Below are 18,030 nucleotides of genomic sequence, written 5' to 3' on the forward strand. Positions count from 1 at the left end.
CCCACCCCGACCATCTATGGCCATTATATATGGAGATCGTGTTTTTTGAAATTTCGAGAACATCAGTTATAAGACTTTTAATCGTATACTATCCATTAAGTGTTGGAAAGGTCATTAGCATTCCTCCTATACTACTTATTTCATCGTCCTCCCTTATATCCCTTCCTTGAGAGGATAAAATGAAAAAAACTAAGAAGAAGGTGCAAGTATTGAATAACATCCAATTTGCCGCCATTTTCGATATGGACGGTACCTTGTTTCAAACTAACAAGATATTAGGTTCTTCACTTGAAAGAACATTTGAGATCCTTCGATCAGAAGGGAGCTGGATAGGAAATACCCCGCTTGCCACGTACCAAAGGATTATGGGCGTCCCACTAACAGTCGTTTGGGAAACTCTGTTACCAAAGCAACCCGCGCATATTCGCCAGCAAGCTGATCAACTTTTTTTAGAGTGTTTGATACAAGAAATCAAAGAAGGAAAAGGTTCGCTTTTCCCTCTCGTTATGGAGACTTTGTCAACGATCAAACAGCTTGGAATTTCCATTTTCATTGCTAGCAATGGTCTAGAAAAGTACTTGGAAGAAATTTGTTCTTATTTTGGGTTACATGAATTTATTACCGACATATATAGCGTGGAAAGGTCTTCGAAAGGATCGAAGACCGACTTGGTGCAAATGTTATTGAAAGACTATCGAATTGAAAACGCCATTCTGATTGGGGATCGAAAGTCCGACATCGAGGCAGCAAAGGAAAATGGCTTAACGGCTGTGGGCTGCCAATTCGGATTTGCCGAAGAAAATGAATTGGCTGATGCAGATCTGTTCATCGCAGATTTTCCTGAACTTCAAATATACCTTTCCAAATGGATACTAAAGGCCACTCCCCAATAGGTTTTCCTGTTCTGCAAGCATTACGGCTATCCTATCCTGGATTGCCGTGATGCCTTTTTCTTCAACAAAATTATTCACAATGATCGAAAATATGATTTTTTCCCCTCTTTTGGTCGTCACATAACCTGATAAGGAGCTCGTTCCTGAAATGGTCCCTGTTTTCGCTCGGACATTTCCAGCTGCATTTGTCCCTTTCATTCTTTTTCTTAGCGTACCGCCCACCATCCGATTTTCATCTCCCGCAATTGGCAATGCATTCAAGTAAGCAGGAAACCACGTTTTTTCCTGTACGGCATATAGCAGCTTAGTTATTTCATTCGCTGGAATCATATTGACTTGGGAAATGCCGGATCCATCACGCATTATGATCGTTTGCATATCGAGACCCATACCATTCATCAGATTTCGAGCAACCTTCAAACCATCTTTCCAGCTCCCCTCCCCTTCTGCTTCTTTGCCCATTTCTTTCACCAAAACCTCGGCATGGCCGTTATTGCTCAATTTCATGAAAGGTATAAGCAGTTGTGAAAGCGGCATGGACTGATGAGTGGCGATCAAGTCCGCCCCTACTGGCGTTTTCCCTTTTTTCCTTTCTCCCGACACTTTAATTCCATGTTTCCTCATTGATTTTTTAAATAAGCTCAGGGCATATTCTGTAGGATCTTTCACCGAGATCCACTCTTTGGTCACCCCGGCATGCTCGGGAATGGTCCCCGTCACAGTAACGACATCTGTGCCATGGGACCGTTCAACTTCAATTTCCTTATTGCCGTCTACAGATTCCGTTTTTGTTTTGTTGATGACCTTCACGTAATCCGTTTCCGGCTTCAGCTTCACCGTTGCCGTTTTACCAGGCTTTTCCCCGGGTGTTACCTCCACGATGATGGTGCCGGTATCATAGTCCTCATTAGGGGAAGCGGTTAAAGCTGAAACAGCTGCTCCGTAATATTCTTGTTCATCGCTCCAAACTAAGTCTTGGGAATAACGAACATCATCATACCAAGAATCATCACCTATAAGATTTCCATGAATGAGCTTAACTCGCCTTTGCTTCAGTGAAGCTGCCAGCTCATCAAAATCCTTTTCCAATAATGTGGGATCACCTTTTCCCTTCAGGTACACATCTCCCTGCAGAACATGGCCAACCTGCACTCCATTTATGTATAGTTCCGTTTGAAAAACATGATCTTCCCCTAATGTTTCCAAGGCTGCTGCTGAGGTCAAAAGCTTAAGGTTCGAAGCAGGCCGCAATCTTGTTTGCGCCCCTCGTTCATAAATCATTTCACCTGTTTTAGCTGAACGGATGGAAATTCCCGTTAACGCCCCTGCCAATCCTGGTGAATCATCCAATATTTGTTGGATTTTCTGTCCTAGGTTTCCATCATCATTCGCTGCCTGCATCGATTCTCCATTAAAAAAACAAATCAAAAACAGGAAGAATATAAAACCCAACTTCCTTTTATATGTCAAACCTATCACTCCCACTCTCATAACTCACCACTTCTATCTTGTCCATTTTACGGTCATATAAAAAGAAAAAATCCACTTGAACCTCCCTAGTTTATACATACTCATGAAACTGCAGGATTATTCGGCCCCATTCAATGGGATCCATTAGGCAATCCCGACTTCATGATTCATTTACATGTACGATTACAGGGAACTTTTTTGAATGATAATCCGTATAAGTATGAAGACATAGTAAGGAGTGAATATATGTATTCAAAGATACAGCCACCAACGAAGAAAATTTCCAAAGAATCCGTGAAGGTCTGGCGGATGACTGAAGCCATTACCAATCTCATTATCCTCACCGTCCTTGGCATCCTATTATATGTTGATGATCATTTCGCTTGGACAGAATGGATTGGATGGATTTTATACGGACTTATCACATTATCTTTTTTCCATGCAATCTGGTCCATCTTCATTGAACCGATCTTGTTGCAAAAGTATTGGCGTTACGACGTGAACGAAGAATTCATTCAAACAAAACGTGGAGCCTGGAGTGAAACGCATGAACTCATTCCGATGACGAAGGTTCAGTCCGTCAAATTGAACCAAGGCCCTTTTTTAAGAAAATACAACCTTTATTCACTAAGTATCGGAACAATGGGAAACTCTCATGACATTCCCGCCATCCCGAAGAAAGAGGCGTATGAATTAAGAGATAAAATTGCCCATTTCGCAAAAATAAAGGAAGTGGATTAACGATGGAAGAACATGCAAAACGATTACACCCTTTCAAAATCCCCTTCGAATTATGGAAATTGCTGAAAGGGAATGTATTTTTCATAATCATGCTTTATGTCCTGAACTTCGGTTCTGAAAAGATGTATATGAAGGTACTCCAAATCGGTTTTCTAGTTTATCTGATTTGGAAAGTCATTTCTGTCATCCTTAAATGGTTTACGTATAAATATCAAATAAAAGAAGGAACCATCTATATTACTTCAGGGCTTGTCTCGAAATCGTATCGAACGGTCCCGCTTCATAAAGTACAGAATGTTCAACAACGTACGACATTATTCCATAAGATTTTCCGCTTAACCTCATTAACATTCGAAACGGGGATGACTGGTGATCCGGGTACCGTGCCATTCGAGGTGATTTCCCGAAAAGAGGCAGAACGGCTAGAGGGGGAATATTCTTCAAAACAAGAACTTTCGGTTATCGAAGTGGATATTCACGAAGAACGAATTGCGGAGAATATGGAACCATTCAATGAAAAAACGATTCATTTCACATCCACCAAACAAGACGTTCTAAAGGCTTCCTTTACATCACTCAGCTTTTTGGCTCTTATCCCGATTGTGGCTACGTTATATAATACACTCGATGATTTTTTCAATTTGGAGAATGCAGAAGGTTTTTTTGCCAAGTTATTGGATACATGGTGGATCATAACCATCGTTCTTGTCTGTCTCATATGTGTAGCCGTTGCCTTCGGAATCGTTTCCACATTCGTTAAATATGGAAAATATGAAATTTCATCCGATCACGAGCGTATATATATCAAGAAAGGTGTACTGGACGAATCTGCTTTTTCCATTCAGAAAGAAAAAGTACAAGCTGTCGAAATCACCCAATCAATCATTAAAAGATTGTTAGGATTGGCAGAAGTGAAACTGATTAGCGCAGGAAGTACAGGTGATGAAGAACTGGAAACGAATACTCTATATCCTTTTTTATCCGTTGAACGGGCATATGGGATGGTAGAAGAGATTTTACCCGCTTACAAAGTGGAACGGTCAATGGAGTCGTTATCGAAGCAGGCCTTCAAAATCCGAATGCTGCGGCCCAGCTTTTTCTGGATTCTCACAACGGTGGCAATCTATTATTTCAAACCCTCCCTATGGTATATATCACTTATCCTACTCGTTCTCATTTATACATTGAGAATAATGGATTACAATAATAGCCGTTACTTGTTAAATGATGAGTTCATTCAGTTTAAATCCGGAAGTTTGGAAACATCACTATTCATTACCAAAAGAAGCAAGATCATTCAAATTGAGGTGGAACGTTCGAAGATGCAAAAGTTTTTCGGGCTTGCCTCAATTGAAACGATCAACCGCTCCAAGCCTGTACACCATACAAAGCTCCAAGATGTATCCGTTGAATATGCTGACGAATTTTACACATGGTATAAGGGCAGGACAAAAAATATCCAAGTCGAATAAGATTCAATGTTTGGAGAGTTGACTATTGCAGTCAGCTTTTTTTTCATCTTTTTCCACTCCCTTCCCACCTTCGACTTCACGACAAAATTAATATTGGAATTTTCTAACTTGTCACTTCAAAAAAGCGAAAGAAGACCGAAATATCAAATAGAAGCCAAAATTAATTAGAGGTATATAAGAAGGGGGATTGTCCATATGAGAAGACTGACAGACTGGTATTTTAATTCGCTAAAAAAACAAATATTGATTCCCTTTTTAGCTTTGATCATGATAAGCGGAATGGCCATCTCCTACATGAGCTATAAAAACAGCATCGATTTGACGACCCAGGAACTTACCGGAACGACTGAAGAACAAGTCAAGTCAATGAATGATTCTTTCGAAATCTTCTTTCAAAAAACGGAAAATCAATTGGATAGGATCGGAAAATATCCTATCATGAGTACTTATGATAAGAACCTCGAATCCATAATGGATGAATTTTCTTATACGCAATCCAGCAACTCTGAAATAAATGGTATATATCTCGGCACAGAGAAGGATGGAAAAGCATTTATATTCCCAAAAACTGAATTGCCGGCTGACTACGATCCAAGACAAAGGGATTGGTATCAATCCGCATTGAAACAAAAAAACAAGACCATTTGGACGGAACCTTATACCGATCAGGCTACGAATGAACTTGTCATTACGGCAGCAAAAGCCTTATATGATGGTAATGAATTAATAGGCGTGCTCGGTGTCGACATCTCGATCGATACTTTGGTCAAGATGGTTAATCAAACGAAATTCGGCGAAACGGGCTATACGGTTTTGCTGGATAAGAACGGGTCATTCGTTACGCATCCAGACAAGAAAAAAATTCAACAGGATATATCAAAGGAAAATATGTTCAAAAAAATGAAAAGTGAATCCGGATCAATGATCGAGGAATATGACGGGCAAAGTCGAATCATCGGATACGCTACCAATCCAAACACAGGATGGAGAATAGCAGGGCTAATGGATGAACATGAAGTGCTCGTCCGTGCAAGCCCGATGATAATCGATAATATCATCACACTGTTGATTGTCTTTACTCTGACTGCACTATCTGCCATCTTCATCACCCGTTCTTTAACGAATCCCATTAAAAAGCTGCAGGAATCCATACGGAAAATGGCTGACGGCGATTTCACATCCAAGAATTTCATTTCCAGGAAAGATGAGATTGGGCAGCTTGCAGAAGACACTAACTTAATGACCAGAAATATGAGCCATATGCTAGGGCAAGTTAACAACCTTTCCGATAAAGTATCAGATTCCTCCATGACGTTAGTGGCTAGTGCAGATGAGAATTCAGCTGCAGCTAACGAGGTGGCCATGACGATGGAACAAATAGCGGCGGGTGCCATCGACCAAATCGAAGTCGGGCAGAATAACGAAATCGCTGTAAAGCTATTGGCTGACAAAATCAATGATTTTGAAGCGCAAACGAGCAAAATGGCCACGGAATCCGAAAATATGTTCAAGGCTTCCGAAAACGGAATCACTCAAGTGCAAGGCCTAAAACAGCAATTCAATGAAACGTCCCTGATATCCAGTAAGATGAGTACGGCAGTCAAATCTTTGGATGCACGGTCCAATGATATTAGTGCGATCGTAAAGACCATAAGCGGAATTGCCGGACAGACTAATTTACTCGCCCTGAATGCTGCCATCGAAGCGGCCAGGGCTGGCGAGCACGGAAAAGGGTTTGCAGTTGTTGCCGATGAAGTGAAGAAATTGGCCGCACAGACGGAATACTCCCTGAAAGAAATCTCTGAAATCATTCAAGCCATGCAAAGCGACACAACCAATACCGTTCATTTGATTGACCAAGTCAATCAAAAAATCCACCATCAGGATACTTCTGTAACGGATACAGAAAATGCCTTCAGTCACATTGCGTCGATTATTGCGAACACATTCAGCAATTTTGACGAAATAAAAAAGATGATGAACGATATGGTATCGGAGGTCACACGGATGGCGAGTAACGCAGAACAATTAAACTCGATCAGTCAGGAAACTGCGGCAGGAACAGAAGAAGTATCTGCATCCGTAGAACAAACGAATGCTTCCATGGAACAATTAAATGCCCTGGCTAGTGAATTGGATGCCTTATCCCAGGAAATGCACAAAGAAATACGGAAATTCACATTTTAATCAAAAAAAGGACGGATCCTAAGGGATCCATCCTTTTTAAACTTACGATTTATAGAGGTCGTCTACTGTTCGTTAGCGTTTCGTCTGTTTCAGTAATTCCTGAGTAAGAAGAATTGGCTTTACTCGCATCCGAATCGACTAACACTAGCAGCTTGCCACTCTTTACATCCGCTTCATAACGATTCGCCTCTTCTTCAGGTATACCCATACCGATTAAGGTACCGGCCAATCCGCCTGTACCAGCACCTACAGCCGCCCCGGCTAATGTTGCAGCAAGCGGTCCAGCTGCCAGTACTGGTCCGATTCCCGGAATCGCCAACGCACCCACACCTGCTAATAATCCGGCAGCACCTCCCAAAATACCTCCGGTCGCCGCACCAGCTGCAAGCCCCTCTTCAACTTTTGTACCCGTTTCTTCATTCACTGACTTTAATTCTTCTTTATCTTTAGCTACCACTGAAATATCTTCACGATTATATCCTTGAGCCTGTAATGACTCAACAGCCTTAATGGCTTCTTCTCCAGTTTCATATACACCAATTATACGTTTATCCATATCTATCATCCTCCTTAAAGAATGTAAATTGTCGCTCCCCCTTTACATACCCCTGGGAATGAAAGGGCTAAACGTTATTTAACAGGAAAATATTTTTGAGTTAACCCATACTAAGAAAGGGTATATATAATAGTAGTATGCATATTTTTAGGAGGTTTTCTTTTTGCTTATCGAGTTACTTAAAGATTTAGTATCTATCGAAAGTTCATCGAAAGAAGGAGCTAACCAAGCAGTTGAATACTGTGCGAACTGGCTAAAAAATCAGGGACTTACCGTGAATGTGATCGTTAATAACGGTTATAAAATGCTTGTTAGCGAAATTGGCAGCGGAGATAAGACCGTTATTTGGAATGGCCATGTCGATGTTGTCAGCGGGACGCCGGATCAATTTTTCCCTGAGGTTCATGAAGGAAATTTATATGGACGCGGGACAGCCGACATGAAAGCTGGGGTTGCAGGGATGATGTGTGCATTTAACGAACTGAAGGATAAGGGCTTAGGTTTGAAAATCCAGCTGCAGATTGTATCAGATGAAGAAACTGGTGGGTTGAACTGTTCTGGATATTTAGCGAAACATGGTTATAGAGGGGATTTTGTAATCTGTGCTGAACCGACGCAATTGGGAATCGGACTTCAGGCAAAGGGTGCCCTTCGCCTCGATATTGAAGTATCCGGCAAATCCGCACACGGAAGCCGACCATGGGAAGGGGTGAATGCAATCGAAAAGGCATATGATCTCTATCAAAAAATAAAGGAACTTCCCTTCACCCGGGAACATACTCCCCTTTACTCTTCCCCCTCACTTAACCTAGCAAAAATAAAAGGCGGGGATGTCTATAATAAGGTACCGGATGCCTGTTTGCTCAGTCTAGATATCCGCTATCTCCCTACACAAACAATGGAAGATATCATTGCACAGATTGAAAGTGTGACAGGAAAGAATATCCACCTTAATATGTACAGTAAACCTGTAAAAACAGAAGAGTCAGACCCATTCATAACATTGCTTCGTCCGATTATCGAAAAGAACACCAATCGGGATGCAGTCATTTTTGGACAACACGGCTCCGCAGATACCGTATTTTTTGCTGCATATGATATCCCAGCCATTGAATTCGGACCAACAGGCGAGAACTGGCATGGAGATAGAGAATGCGTTAATCTTGAATCTGTAGCAGTATATCAAAAAATGCTAGTCGATTTCGCTTCTGAATTTGTATTATCGTAATCCATTTCATGAAAAAAGCCGACATTTATGTAATGTCGGCTTTTTTCCTGTTCTAAATATCCTCTCCTACTAAAATATACACACTTAATTGTCTATTATTGCGTTTGTTTTTTTACAAAATATACAGGACTATGAAACTAAGTATTACATATCCATATTCTTTCTAAATAAACAGGATATGCCATTATATCAACACTTTTTAACAATAAAACGCTTATACTGACATAATAAATAATATATTTACATTTAACAGATAAGTACTTTTGTCCTAGTTTATATTACATTTATTTTTCAGAGGAAACCGTTTTGTAACACAATTACTATTCCACCGAAACATTATTGTCACATAGACCTGTTATTCTAAGTCTACGATTTAAAACAAAGGAGACTATTCATTTTGAAAAAAATACTACTTCCACTATTCACTGCTTTCTTCCTGGTATTTAGTTTTTCCGGAGTTTCATCGGCTGCTACTACTACATACAAAGTTAAAAGCGGCGACACACTATGGGGTATCGCCAATAAACATAATATAACAGTCAATCAACTCAAAAGTTGGAACAACCTGAAAAAAGATAACATCCATCCAAAACAAGTATTAAAGGTCAAGAAAACATCGACCTCCGCTAAACCTAAAGCTAAAACGACATCATCAAAAAAATATAAAACGATCACGGTGAAGGCAACAGCTTACACAGCGAACTGTAAAGGTTGCAGCGGTATTACAGCATCGGGTCTTAACTTAAAGAAAAACCCTAACGTAAAAGCCATCTCAGTCGACCCTAAGGTCATTCCACTAGGAACGAAAGTTCATGTAGAAGGATACGGGGATGCCATTGCGGCTGATAAAGGCGGCGCAATCAAAGGGAATAAAATTGACGTCTTTTACTCTTCACACTCAAAAGCTATCAATTGGGGCAGAAAGACCGTTAAAGTTAAAATCTATAAATAATGAATGATAAGCACCAGCCTGAAACCTTTCAGGCTGGTCTTTTGTTTTTCCCCTTCTTACACACTCCCAAACATCAAGTTTACTTAAAACGATAACCATTTACTGAAAATTCCGCCAATGTTATGATTAGTATATCTTAATCAAAAGAGAGGTGTGCACATTGAATATTGTCATTATAGGGGCCGGAGCACTCGGCTCCTACTTTGGAGGCAGATTGCAACAGGCCGGGCAGCATGTCCAATACCTTGTCCGAAAAAACCGTGCCAAACAATTGAAAGAAAACGGGATCAGCATAACCAGCCCACATGGAAACTACCAATTTAACGACCTGCATATCACAGAAAATGTAAATGATATAGAAAAGGTCGACCTGGTGATTCTCGCCGTAAAAGGCCAGCATCTACAGGGCACTCTCACAGATTTAAAGGTACTTGTCGAAAAGGGCGCAAAGGTCCTTCCGCTTTTGAATGGATTGGAACATATCTCCATTCTACAGGACGAACTGGGTGATGAAGCCGTCATGGGAGGAAGCGCCTTCATCATTGCCACCCTTGATGAAAAAGGTCATGTCATTCACTCCAATGATAACCATGATTTAATCTACGGCCCGCTTCACCCTTCACAGAAAAAGATTTGTGATGATTTCGAACAGGCGGTCGGATCAGCTATCATGGAGGTAAGCAGAACGGAAAAGATATTAATCAGGATGTGGATCAAATACATGTTCATCACCGCTTTCTCTGGTGTAACAACCGCCACCAACCTCCCTATCGGCATGATACGGAGATTCCAGGAAACCAATGGATTGCTAGAAAAGGTCCTTGTTGAAATGAAAGAACTTGCTAACGCTTATGACGTCAGGATTACTGTACAGAATATTGCTCAGGCGTTGGAAAACATGGCAGGTTTACCGGATGAATCAACCTCTTCCATGCATCAGGACCGCCGGAAGGGCCAAATCCTCGAAGTGGAACATTTACAGGGCGGTGCACTGCGCCTTGCTGACAAGGTCGGTTTGGAACTTCCTGTGATTGGAACCCTTTATGCACTCATAAAACCATTTGAAAATTGATCTTTCCCAATACCGGCCTCCACCGGTATTTTTTTGTTGTAGCTTAGGCATAAATTCATTTTGAATCCTAACATCGCTTTTATTTCCTCCTATACCCATCATTTATTAGAAGTCCCCAAGACCAAAAAGACCAAAAAGAACAATATCACCAAAAGAATATTCTGACTCTTCATTCTGTTACACTATCAATAAGTTAAGAAAGCGCTATCATATGACAAAGGAGAATGCACCTTGAAAATATTAAAAAATCTTACAGTTCAGGTCATCATCGGTATCATTCTGGGTATAACAGTCGGTTTCTTCTTCCCTGCTTTCGGTGAACAACTGAAGATATTAGCTGATTTATTTATTAAAATGATTAAAATGGTCATCGCACCAATTATCTTCTTAACCGTCGTAATCGGAATTGGCGGTATGGGCGATATGAAAAAGGTTGGCCGCATCGGCGGAAAGGCCCTGCTCTATTTTGAAATCGTTACCACATTCGCACTTGCCATCGGAATCATCGTAGTCAATCTGTTGGGACCTGGTAAAGGTTTTAACATCGATTCAGTCGAAGGCGGAGATGTATCACAATATACAACAGCCGCTTCCGAAACGGAACATGGCGCAGTTGCCTTCATTTCGAATATCATTCCTGATAATGCCGTTGCCGCACTGGCTGGCGGAGACTTACTCCCCATTTTATTCTTTGCCGTATTATTCGGATTATCAATGGCAGCAATAGGACCGAAAGTGCAGCCAGTCGTTTCTTTCTTTCAGCATATTGCCGATATTTTCTTCGGCATCGTCGGCATGATCATGAAAGTATCTCCATTGGCGGCATTTGGAGCAATGGCTTATACAATCGGTAAGTTCGGTCTTGGCTCTTTAAGTTCGTTAGGACAATTGATGGGTAGCGTATATATCACAATGGCTCTATTCATCTTTCTTGTCCTTGGTACAATCGCAAAAATCTACGGCTTTAATATTTTTAAATTCATCGCTTATATAAAAGAAGAAATCCTATTAGTATTAGGTACATCTTCATCGGAATCCGCTCTACCAAGCGTAATGAAAAAACTAGAAAAATACGGTTGCTCAAAATCGGTAGTCGGTTTGGTTGTCCCAACTGGTTATTCTTTCAACCTTGATGGCACATCCATCTACTTATCCATGGCAGCGATTTTCATTGCCCAAGCCTATGGTGTCGATCTAAGCATCTGGCAGGAATTGACCCTTCTGGGGATCTTGATGTTAACATCCAAAGGCGCTGCTGGTGTGACGGGGTCCGGTTTCATTACACTTGCTGCCACATTAGCTGCCTTCCCAATGATTCCAGTTGAAGGAATGGCACTACTGCTGGGAGTCGACCGCTTCATGTCTGAAGCACGTGCAATCACTAATCTAATTGGTAACAGTGTTGCTACAGTGGTCATTTCTAAATCCGAAGGTGAATTCAATCCAAATCAAGCCATCTCGGGTGATATGGGTGAAGTGGCCGTCTCATCGGAAAAATAATCGAACCTTGAATGAAGAGGTGTGCAACTTGCACCTCTTTTTTTATTTTTTCCCTCTCCATCCTTCAATGAATCTCCGGGTTTCAAAAAATAGCCAGTCAAATAAATTTCAGAATCACCGAAAAGTGTTTATACTTTTATGTAACAGGTAAAAGTATAAAGTTTAGTAGTTTGATGGATTTAACCAAATTAGGAGGTTTTATCATGAAGGATTACGGATTATTTATTAACGGTGAGTGGTCGGATTATGGATTGGATAAAATTGAAGTGAAAAACCCGGCAACGGATGAAATAGTTGCCACCGTTCCTAAAGGTGGTGCAACTGAAGCAGCAAAGGCGGCAGATGCTGCTTATGATGCCTTCACGGATTGGGCAGCACTCTCAGTTTACGAACGTGCTGAACTAATTTGGAAATGGCATCGATTGATTGATGATAATAAAGAAGAACTAGCCAAAATCATGACTGAAGAACAAGGCAAGCCCTTTAAAGAGGCTCTTGGTGAAATGACATATGCAAATGGCTTTTTATCTTGGTTTGCCGAAGAAGGAAAACGGGTGTACGGAGAAACGATTCCCGCTTCCGTGTCCAATAAGCGGCTTTTCGTGACTAAACAGCCTGTCGGAGTTGTAGCTGTCATTACGCCTTGGAACTTTCCAGCAGCCATGATTACAAGAAAAGTGGCACCAGCCCTTGCCGTCGGCTGTACAGTCGTCATTAAACCTGCAAACCTAACTCCCATAACAGCGTTAAAAATGGCTGAATTAGCGGAAGAAGCTGGCATTCCGAAAGGAGTCATTAATGTTGTGACAGGAAAATCATCAGAAATCGGTGAAACTTGGCTTCAGGATACAAGGATCCGTAAATTGACGTTCACCGGTTCTACAGAAGTCGGTAAAACCCTAATGAGGGGCTCAGCTGACACGGTTAAGAAAATTTCTCTTGAACTCGGAGGTCACGCACCCGCAATCGTTCTTGAAGATGCCGACCTTAATAAAGCGGTTGATGGCATCATCAGTTCAAAATTCCGTAACGCTGGACAAACATGCGTCTGTTCAAATCGCATATATGTCCACGAAGCCATTCAAGAAGCCTTTATCGAAAAGCTCGTAGCCAAGGTCAAAGAACTAAAAGTAGGAAACGGAATGGAAGATGGCGTCGATATCGGTCCGCTTATAGATCAAGATGCAGTGGATAAAGTTCAAAAACAAATTGATGAAGCAATTAGCAGCGGAGCTAAGCTCGAAGCTGGCGGAAAATCGCTCGGCGGCCTTTTTCTTGAACCAACCGTACTGTCCAACATTGACGACAGCATGCTCTGCATGAAGGAAGAAACATTTGGTCCACTAGCTCCAATTGCCTCATTTAAGACTGATGAAGAGGCAATCAAAAGGGCAAATGACTCCATCTTTGGTTTGGCAGCTTACGTCTTCACTGAAAATATCACCAAAGGCATCAAATTCACCGAGGCACTTGAATTCGGTATTTTAGGCTTGAACGACGGGCTTCCTTCCGTGCCACAAGCTCCATTTGGCGGATTCAAGCAAAGCGGACTTGGCCGTGAAGGCGGACACCAAGGCATCGAAGAATTCCTGGAAGTTAAATATATTTCCTTGGGTTTGTAATCTATTTATTTGCTTTCGTTCCATAACTTAAGAAAACGGGCCCGACTCAAATGAGTCGGGCCCGTTTTTTCATTCCAATATATCTTCTTCCAGCTTTTCCTCTTTCCGGATCCTGATGAATTTTACGATATTCAATACAATCGTTTTAACAACGGAATAAGTTGGAACGGCCAAAATCATACCGATGATACCGGCAATGTTTCCCGCGACGAGCAATAGGATGATGATGGTAAGCGGATGTGTGTTCAATTTTTTCCCGATGACTAACGGTGAAATGAAATTACCATCAAGTTGCTGGATGACCGTTACAACAAGAATGACCAATAGTGCTTCGGTCGGTGAATGAATCAATGCCACAATGACCGCAGGAGCCGCTCCGATAAACGGGCCTACATATGGAATGATATTGGTCACAGCACCAATCAGCGCAAATAAGAACGCGTAAGGCAAACCAATGATTAGATATCCGATGAACGTTCCAATCCCGACAAACATGCAAACAAGCATTTGTCCTTGTATGTATGTAGTAAGCGTCCCACCAGTTTCCTGAAGTACTGTCAAAGCTGGTTTTCTATAGCGAACCGGTACGAATTTCATGATGGCGCTCGGTAGCTTATCCCCATCCTTCAACATATAGAATAGGATGAAAGGAACCGTTACGACCACTAATGTAATATTCGTCACTACGCTGAAAACAGAAGATAAACTGTTCGTTATATTACTAGGTAAATCAGTCAAATATTTCTGAAGCGAGTCTCCCACTTCTTTCAAGGGAACATAATCTTGTTCCATGGTCCACAAAAACCATTTTGACTTAGCTGAATCTTCAATGAACTTCCATGCTTGATTGAAATAATCAGGGAGGTTATTGAGTAAATCCGTAACCTGTTTCGAAAGTGACGGGCCAACCAGACCGACCAACAAACTAATCAATCCCAGGAAAAACACATACAGCAGTAATATCGCCAATCCCCTTGGCACTCTTCTTTTAACCATGAAATCAACAGTGGGGTTGAACAAAAAGTAGAGAAAACCTGAAATCAAGATGGGAAAGAACAATGTAGATGTAAAAATAACTATTGGTTCAAAAAGAAAAGAAATCTTTGTACCAACATAAAAAAGTAAAGACAATAGTAATAACTCTAACGTCCAAAAATGCAGTTTTGTCTTGAACAAATTATCTCCTCCACTATAACCATTCTATTTAACTCCCCATTTCTAAGGAAACAACATCTTAAATACGAAAAATCCTATGTATAATAATCTTTCATTGTTAGCAGTTTACCATATTTCTATAACTTGAATGAATAATTATATACAAAAACAATAGAAAAAACCCTAATGATACAGTTCCCTATCTTTTTGATGGTTAAGCTTCATTTTACACTTTAAATCAGTTATGTGTTGAAGGAAAAAGAACAAATTGGAAACATCATACAAATTACTTAGAAGAATAATCTACTTCCCTTTCAATATTCCATTCGAGTGACGAAAGTATCATTAGTTTCCACCCAGACATCAAAAGGGGCTTAGTGCAAGGCGAACACAAATAAAAAAACCCCGCTGAAGGGCGGGGTTTTGACTCTTATTTTTGATCTTGAAGCACTGTTTCAAGCATCGTACCGTTTTTAGCCAGGTTTGTATGCCATGAGAATGCTTTTTCAAGAATATGTGGAGTTTGATGTCCTCCAGTTTGCGCGACAGCTTCAGTGAAATATGCACGAAGCTGTGGACGGTAGTCAGGATGTGCACAGTTTTCGATGATTAGCTCTACGCGCTCTTTTGGTGCCAAACCACGTAAATCAGCGATCCCTTGCTCTGTCACTAATACATCCACATCATGTTCAGTATGATCCACATGAGAAACGAAAGGAACGATACTGGAAATGTTGCCGCCTTTTGCATATGATTTCGTAACGAAAATGCCTAGGCGTGAATTACGGGCAAAATCTCCTGATCCACCGATTCCATTCATCATTCTTGTCCCAGAAACATGTGTCGAGTTTACGTTACCGTAGATATCGCACTCTAACGCTGTATTGATTGAAATCAAACCAAGACGACGGATGATTTCAGGATGGTTAGATATTTCTTGTGGACGAAGAACTAGTTTATCACGGTATTTATCAAGCTCACCGTATACTTGTTTTCCTTTTTCTTCAGCTAATGTAATCGAACACCCTGAAGCGAATTTAACTTTTCCAGCATCGATTAAATCGAATACAGCATCTTGCAGTACTTCTGAATACACTTCCAATTCTTTAAATTCAGAATCAAGAAAGCCAGCGAATACTGCATTTGCCACGGAACCTACACCTGACTGAAGCGGAGCAAGGCTTTCAGTTAAACGGCCAGCCTTGATTTCTCCACGAAGGAAGTTTATGAGGTGGTTAGCGATCGTTGCAGTTTCTGCATCCGGCGGCACGATTGTAGAAGGTGCATCAAGATCTGTAGAAACGACGATCCCCATTACTTTTTCAGGGTCAACAGGAATTCCGATTGATCCCAGGCGATCGCTTACGCTAGTCATAGGAATCGGTTCGCGTTCCCCTTGTTTAGCTGGTGTATATATATCATGCATCCCTTCCAATCCTTCTGGATGGGACACGTTCATTTCAATGATTACATGTTTAGCTTCTTGAACGAATATGGCTGAGTTACCTACAGAAGTTGTCGGGATGATTAATCCTTCTTCCGTAATCGCCAATGCTTCGATGATAGCAATATCTATAGGTCCGACAATGCCTTGACGAACTTGTTCAGCTGTATGAGATAAATGCTGATCCACATAAGTGACTTCATCAGCATTGATTTTATTGCGAATGCCTTTATCCGCTTGGAACGGCAAACGTTTGTTTATGATACCGGCTTCCGCCATATGTTGGTCGACTTCCGGTCCTAATGAAGCACCAGTATAAACGTCAACTTTGAATTTTTCAGTTTTAGCCCTTTCAACTAGAGCCATCGGAATGACCTTAGCATCACCAGCACGGGTAAATCCACTCATACCGAGTTTCATCCCATCTTTAATCCAGGAAGCTGCTTCTTCCGCTGTAACTACTTTCCCCTTAAATTGTTCGTTGCGAATTTTTTTGAAAACGCTTTCGTTCATACAAAAGACCCCCATTTTCGCTTTTCTTACACTTAATTTTACCAATCCTGTGTAATTGTCACATTCATTTTCGAATGAAAAGCCTTAAATAGAGCATAAACCAGCATTTTGTTCACACTAAGGAGAAACACTAAAATCCCAAAGCTCTTCTAAATTGACTTGCATATGTTTGACTGACTTGAATTTTGGAATTGTCCTTCATTATTAGTAAAAATGTAGAATGAAAATCAGGAAGGATCTCTTGTATATAGTTGATATTGACGATGTACGAACGATGTACACGAATGAATAAATCATTAGGTAAAATGAATTCCAATTCACTTAGGTTCATTTTATGAAATCCACTCACGCGTTCGGACTGAATTTTAGTTTTCCTATTTTGAGCTTCCAAATACATAATTTGATCATATGGAAGCGGTATCCAGTGATCATCTATTTTAATGGTCAAGAATGATGTCGGTAAAATTAATGGCTTTGATGGCAAAATGGCTGTTACCGCGCCTAAAGGATTGCCCTCGTCCATGATAGGAACACTCAACCCATAGTAAGGTACACCAAACACATTACTTTCCACTTGCACGCCAATTTTTTTACGAACACTCAACGCTTTATATGTCGCCGTATTTTCACTAATTCGATCACCCGGTTTTATTCTAAGGTCAACTTGTTTGCTCGGTTGATAATAGATGTATTTTTCGGAATCAGCAACAGAAATTGAAGCATCCTTCGGTACAAACTCCCTGATGATATTTAAAACGGATTCGACCGTAAATTGATCCATTTCCCTTCACCTCTTAAAAGAACATATTAATAATTTCCCAAACAGGGCAATAGCAAAATAATTCATAGATTTTTGGAGCACTTACATTTTTTTGAATTTATTTTTTCGCAAAATAAAGAAAAAATGAATTAACTAAGCGAAAAGTGTCAAAAAAAGCAATAAAATTGGATTTAAATTAAAATTTATATCCTTATTCATTATAGTTGGAAACACCCCCGATTTCCATGGGGGATTCAAGAAAAAAGTTTCCTTATATAGCAAAATTCATTTTGAAGCTATAATTTTAAAGACCAATACTGAGGGCTTGGCATCAAAAGCATAAAGAAAGCCGTTCTCCTGCAGATAGGATAACGGCTGAAAGGTTATTTTTTTAAACGGGAATTTTGAAACGCGGATTTCATTCGAAGGGATAAAATTTCTTCTAGATTTTTCAGTGGTAATTCC

At 40.7% G+C, this 18,030-nt stretch carries 14 protein-coding genes; 9 read left to right on the forward strand and 5 right to left on the reverse strand.

Annotated elements, in window-relative coordinates:
- Positions 1-179 precede the first annotated feature (179 nt).
- Positions 180-893: an HAD hydrolase-like protein gene (locus QUF94_RS24370; protein WP_289318117.1), complete on the forward strand. Its 714-nt coding sequence runs from the start codon at positions 180-182 to the stop codon at positions 891-893.
- Here QUF94_RS24370 and dacB read toward each other — a convergent pair.
- Complete coding sequence (gene dacB, locus QUF94_RS24375) at positions 873-2,384, reverse strand: D-alanyl-D-alanine carboxypeptidase/D-alanyl-D-alanine endopeptidase (protein WP_483313673.1); 1,512 nt, start codon at positions 2,382-2,384, stop codon at positions 873-875. The genes QUF94_RS24370 and dacB overlap by 21 nt on opposite strands.
- A gap of 225 nt (positions 2,385-2,609) precedes the next feature.
- Here dacB and QUF94_RS24380 point away from each other — a divergent pair, with 225 nt between their 5' ends.
- The 3 genes from QUF94_RS24380 to QUF94_RS24390 all read left to right on the forward strand — a co-directional run bounded on the left by QUF94_RS24380 (position 2,610) and on the right by QUF94_RS24390 (position 6,763).
- Positions 2,610-3,104: a PH domain-containing protein gene (locus QUF94_RS24380; protein ID WP_289318119.1), complete on the forward strand. Its 495-nt coding sequence runs from the start codon at positions 2,610-2,612 to the stop codon at positions 3,102-3,104.
- A 2-nt stretch (positions 3,105-3,106) separates the two neighbouring features.
- Positions 3,107-4,576, forward strand: coding sequence for a PH domain-containing protein (locus tag QUF94_RS24385; RefSeq protein ID WP_289318120.1), 1,470 nt, complete (start codon positions 3,107-3,109; stop codon positions 4,574-4,576).
- Between the two features lie 195 nt (positions 4,577-4,771).
- Positions 4,772-6,763 carry a methyl-accepting chemotaxis protein gene (locus tag QUF94_RS24390; RefSeq protein ID WP_289318121.1) on the forward strand — a complete coding sequence of 664 codons (1,992 nt, stop codon included), beginning with the start codon at positions 4,772-4,774 and terminating at the stop codon, positions 6,761-6,763.
- A gap of 49 nt (positions 6,764-6,812) precedes the next feature.
- Here the strand turns inward: QUF94_RS24390 and QUF94_RS24395 are convergent, their stop codons facing one another.
- A complete protein-coding gene (locus QUF94_RS24395; RefSeq protein ID WP_289318122.1) occupies positions 6,813-7,319 on the reverse strand; it encodes a general stress protein in 507 nt (168 codons plus the stop codon).
- A gap of 163 nt (positions 7,320-7,482) precedes the next feature.
- On the opposite strand from QUF94_RS24395, the gene QUF94_RS24400 reads away from it, so the two are divergent.
- The 5 genes from QUF94_RS24400 to QUF94_RS24420 all read left to right on the forward strand — a co-directional run bounded on the left by QUF94_RS24400 (position 7,483) and on the right by QUF94_RS24420 (position 13,693).
- On the forward strand, positions 7,483-8,547 hold the full coding sequence (locus tag QUF94_RS24400; RefSeq protein ID WP_289318123.1) for a M20 family metallopeptidase: 1,065 nt from the start codon (positions 7,483-7,485) through the stop codon (positions 8,545-8,547).
- A 397-nt stretch (positions 8,548-8,944) separates the two neighbouring features.
- Positions 8,945-9,499 carry a 3D domain-containing protein gene (locus QUF94_RS24405; RefSeq protein ID WP_289318124.1) on the forward strand — a complete coding sequence of 185 codons (555 nt, stop codon included), beginning with the start codon at positions 8,945-8,947 and terminating at the stop codon, positions 9,497-9,499.
- A gap of 160 nt (positions 9,500-9,659) precedes the next feature.
- Positions 9,660-10,571: a ketopantoate reductase family protein gene (locus QUF94_RS24410; protein ID WP_289318125.1), complete on the forward strand. Its 912-nt coding sequence runs from the start codon at positions 9,660-9,662 to the stop codon at positions 10,569-10,571.
- Positions 10,572-10,802: 231 nt separating this feature from the next.
- Positions 10,803-12,071, forward strand: coding sequence for a dicarboxylate/amino acid:cation symporter (locus tag QUF94_RS24415; RefSeq protein WP_289318126.1), 1,269 nt, complete (start codon positions 10,803-10,805; stop codon positions 12,069-12,071).
- A gap of 203 nt (positions 12,072-12,274) precedes the next feature.
- On the forward strand, positions 12,275-13,693 hold the full coding sequence (locus tag QUF94_RS24420; RefSeq protein ID WP_289318127.1) for an NAD-dependent succinate-semialdehyde dehydrogenase: 1,419 nt from the start codon (positions 12,275-12,277) through the stop codon (positions 13,691-13,693).
- 69 nt (positions 13,694-13,762) lie between these two features.
- Here the strand turns inward: QUF94_RS24420 and QUF94_RS24425 are convergent, their stop codons facing one another.
- The 3 genes from QUF94_RS24425 to QUF94_RS24435 all read right to left on the reverse strand — a co-directional run bounded on the left by QUF94_RS24425 (position 13,763) and on the right by QUF94_RS24435 (position 17,586).
- The gene (locus tag QUF94_RS24425) at positions 13,763-14,869 is read right to left on the reverse strand and encodes an AI-2E family transporter (protein ID WP_289318128.1); all 1,107 of its coding nucleotides are present in this window, start codon (positions 14,867-14,869) and stop codon (positions 13,763-13,765) included.
- A 409-nt stretch (positions 14,870-15,278) separates the two neighbouring features.
- A complete protein-coding gene (locus QUF94_RS24430; protein ID WP_289318129.1) occupies positions 15,279-16,805 on the reverse strand; it encodes a succinyl-CoA:acetate CoA-transferase ScpC in 1,527 nt (508 codons plus the stop codon).
- A gap of 130 nt (positions 16,806-16,935) precedes the next feature.
- Positions 16,936-17,586, reverse strand: coding sequence for a LytTR family DNA-binding domain-containing protein (locus QUF94_RS24435; protein WP_289318130.1), 651 nt, complete (start codon positions 17,584-17,586; stop codon positions 16,936-16,938).
- Between the last annotated feature and the right edge of the window lie 444 nt (positions 17,587-18,030).

It is taken from the genome of Peribacillus sp. NJ4 (genome assembly GCF_030348345.1).
Lineage (GTDB): Bacteria > Bacillota > Bacilli > Bacillales > DSM-1321 > Peribacillus.

What these genes read in the sequence shown, in the direction of transcription:
- QUF94_RS24380 (WP_289318119.1), top strand. Translation starts at nt 2,610, where the DNA reads ATGTATTCAAAGATACAGCCACCAACGAAGAAAATTTCCAAAGAATCC.
- QUF94_RS24420 (WP_289318127.1), top strand. Translation starts at nt 12,275, where the DNA reads ATGAAGGATTACGGATTATTTATTAACGGTGAGTGGTCGGATTATGGA.
- QUF94_RS24395 (WP_289318122.1), bottom strand. Translation starts at nt 7,319, where the DNA reads ATGGATAAACGTATAATTGGTGTATATGAAACTGGAGAAGAAGCCATT.
- QUF94_RS24370 (WP_289318117.1), top strand. Translation starts at nt 180, where the DNA reads ATGAAAAAAACTAAGAAGAAGGTGCAAGTATTGAATAACATCCAATTT.
- QUF94_RS24435 (WP_289318130.1), bottom strand. Translation starts at nt 17,586, where the DNA reads ATGGATCAATTTACGGTCGAATCCGTTTTAAATATCATCAGGGAGTTT.
- QUF94_RS24430 (WP_289318129.1), bottom strand. Translation starts at nt 16,805, where the DNA reads ATGAACGAAAGCGTTTTCAAAAAAATTCGCAACGAACAATTTAAGGGG.
- QUF94_RS24385 (WP_289318120.1), top strand. Translation starts at nt 3,107, where the DNA reads ATGGAAGAACATGCAAAACGATTACACCCTTTCAAAATCCCCTTCGAA.
- dacB (WP_483313673.1), bottom strand. Translation starts at nt 2,384, where the DNA reads ATGAGAGTGGGAGTGATAGGTTTGACATATAAAAGGAAGTTGGGTTTT.
- QUF94_RS24390 (WP_289318121.1), top strand. Translation starts at nt 4,772, where the DNA reads ATGAGAAGACTGACAGACTGGTATTTTAATTCGCTAAAAAAACAAATA.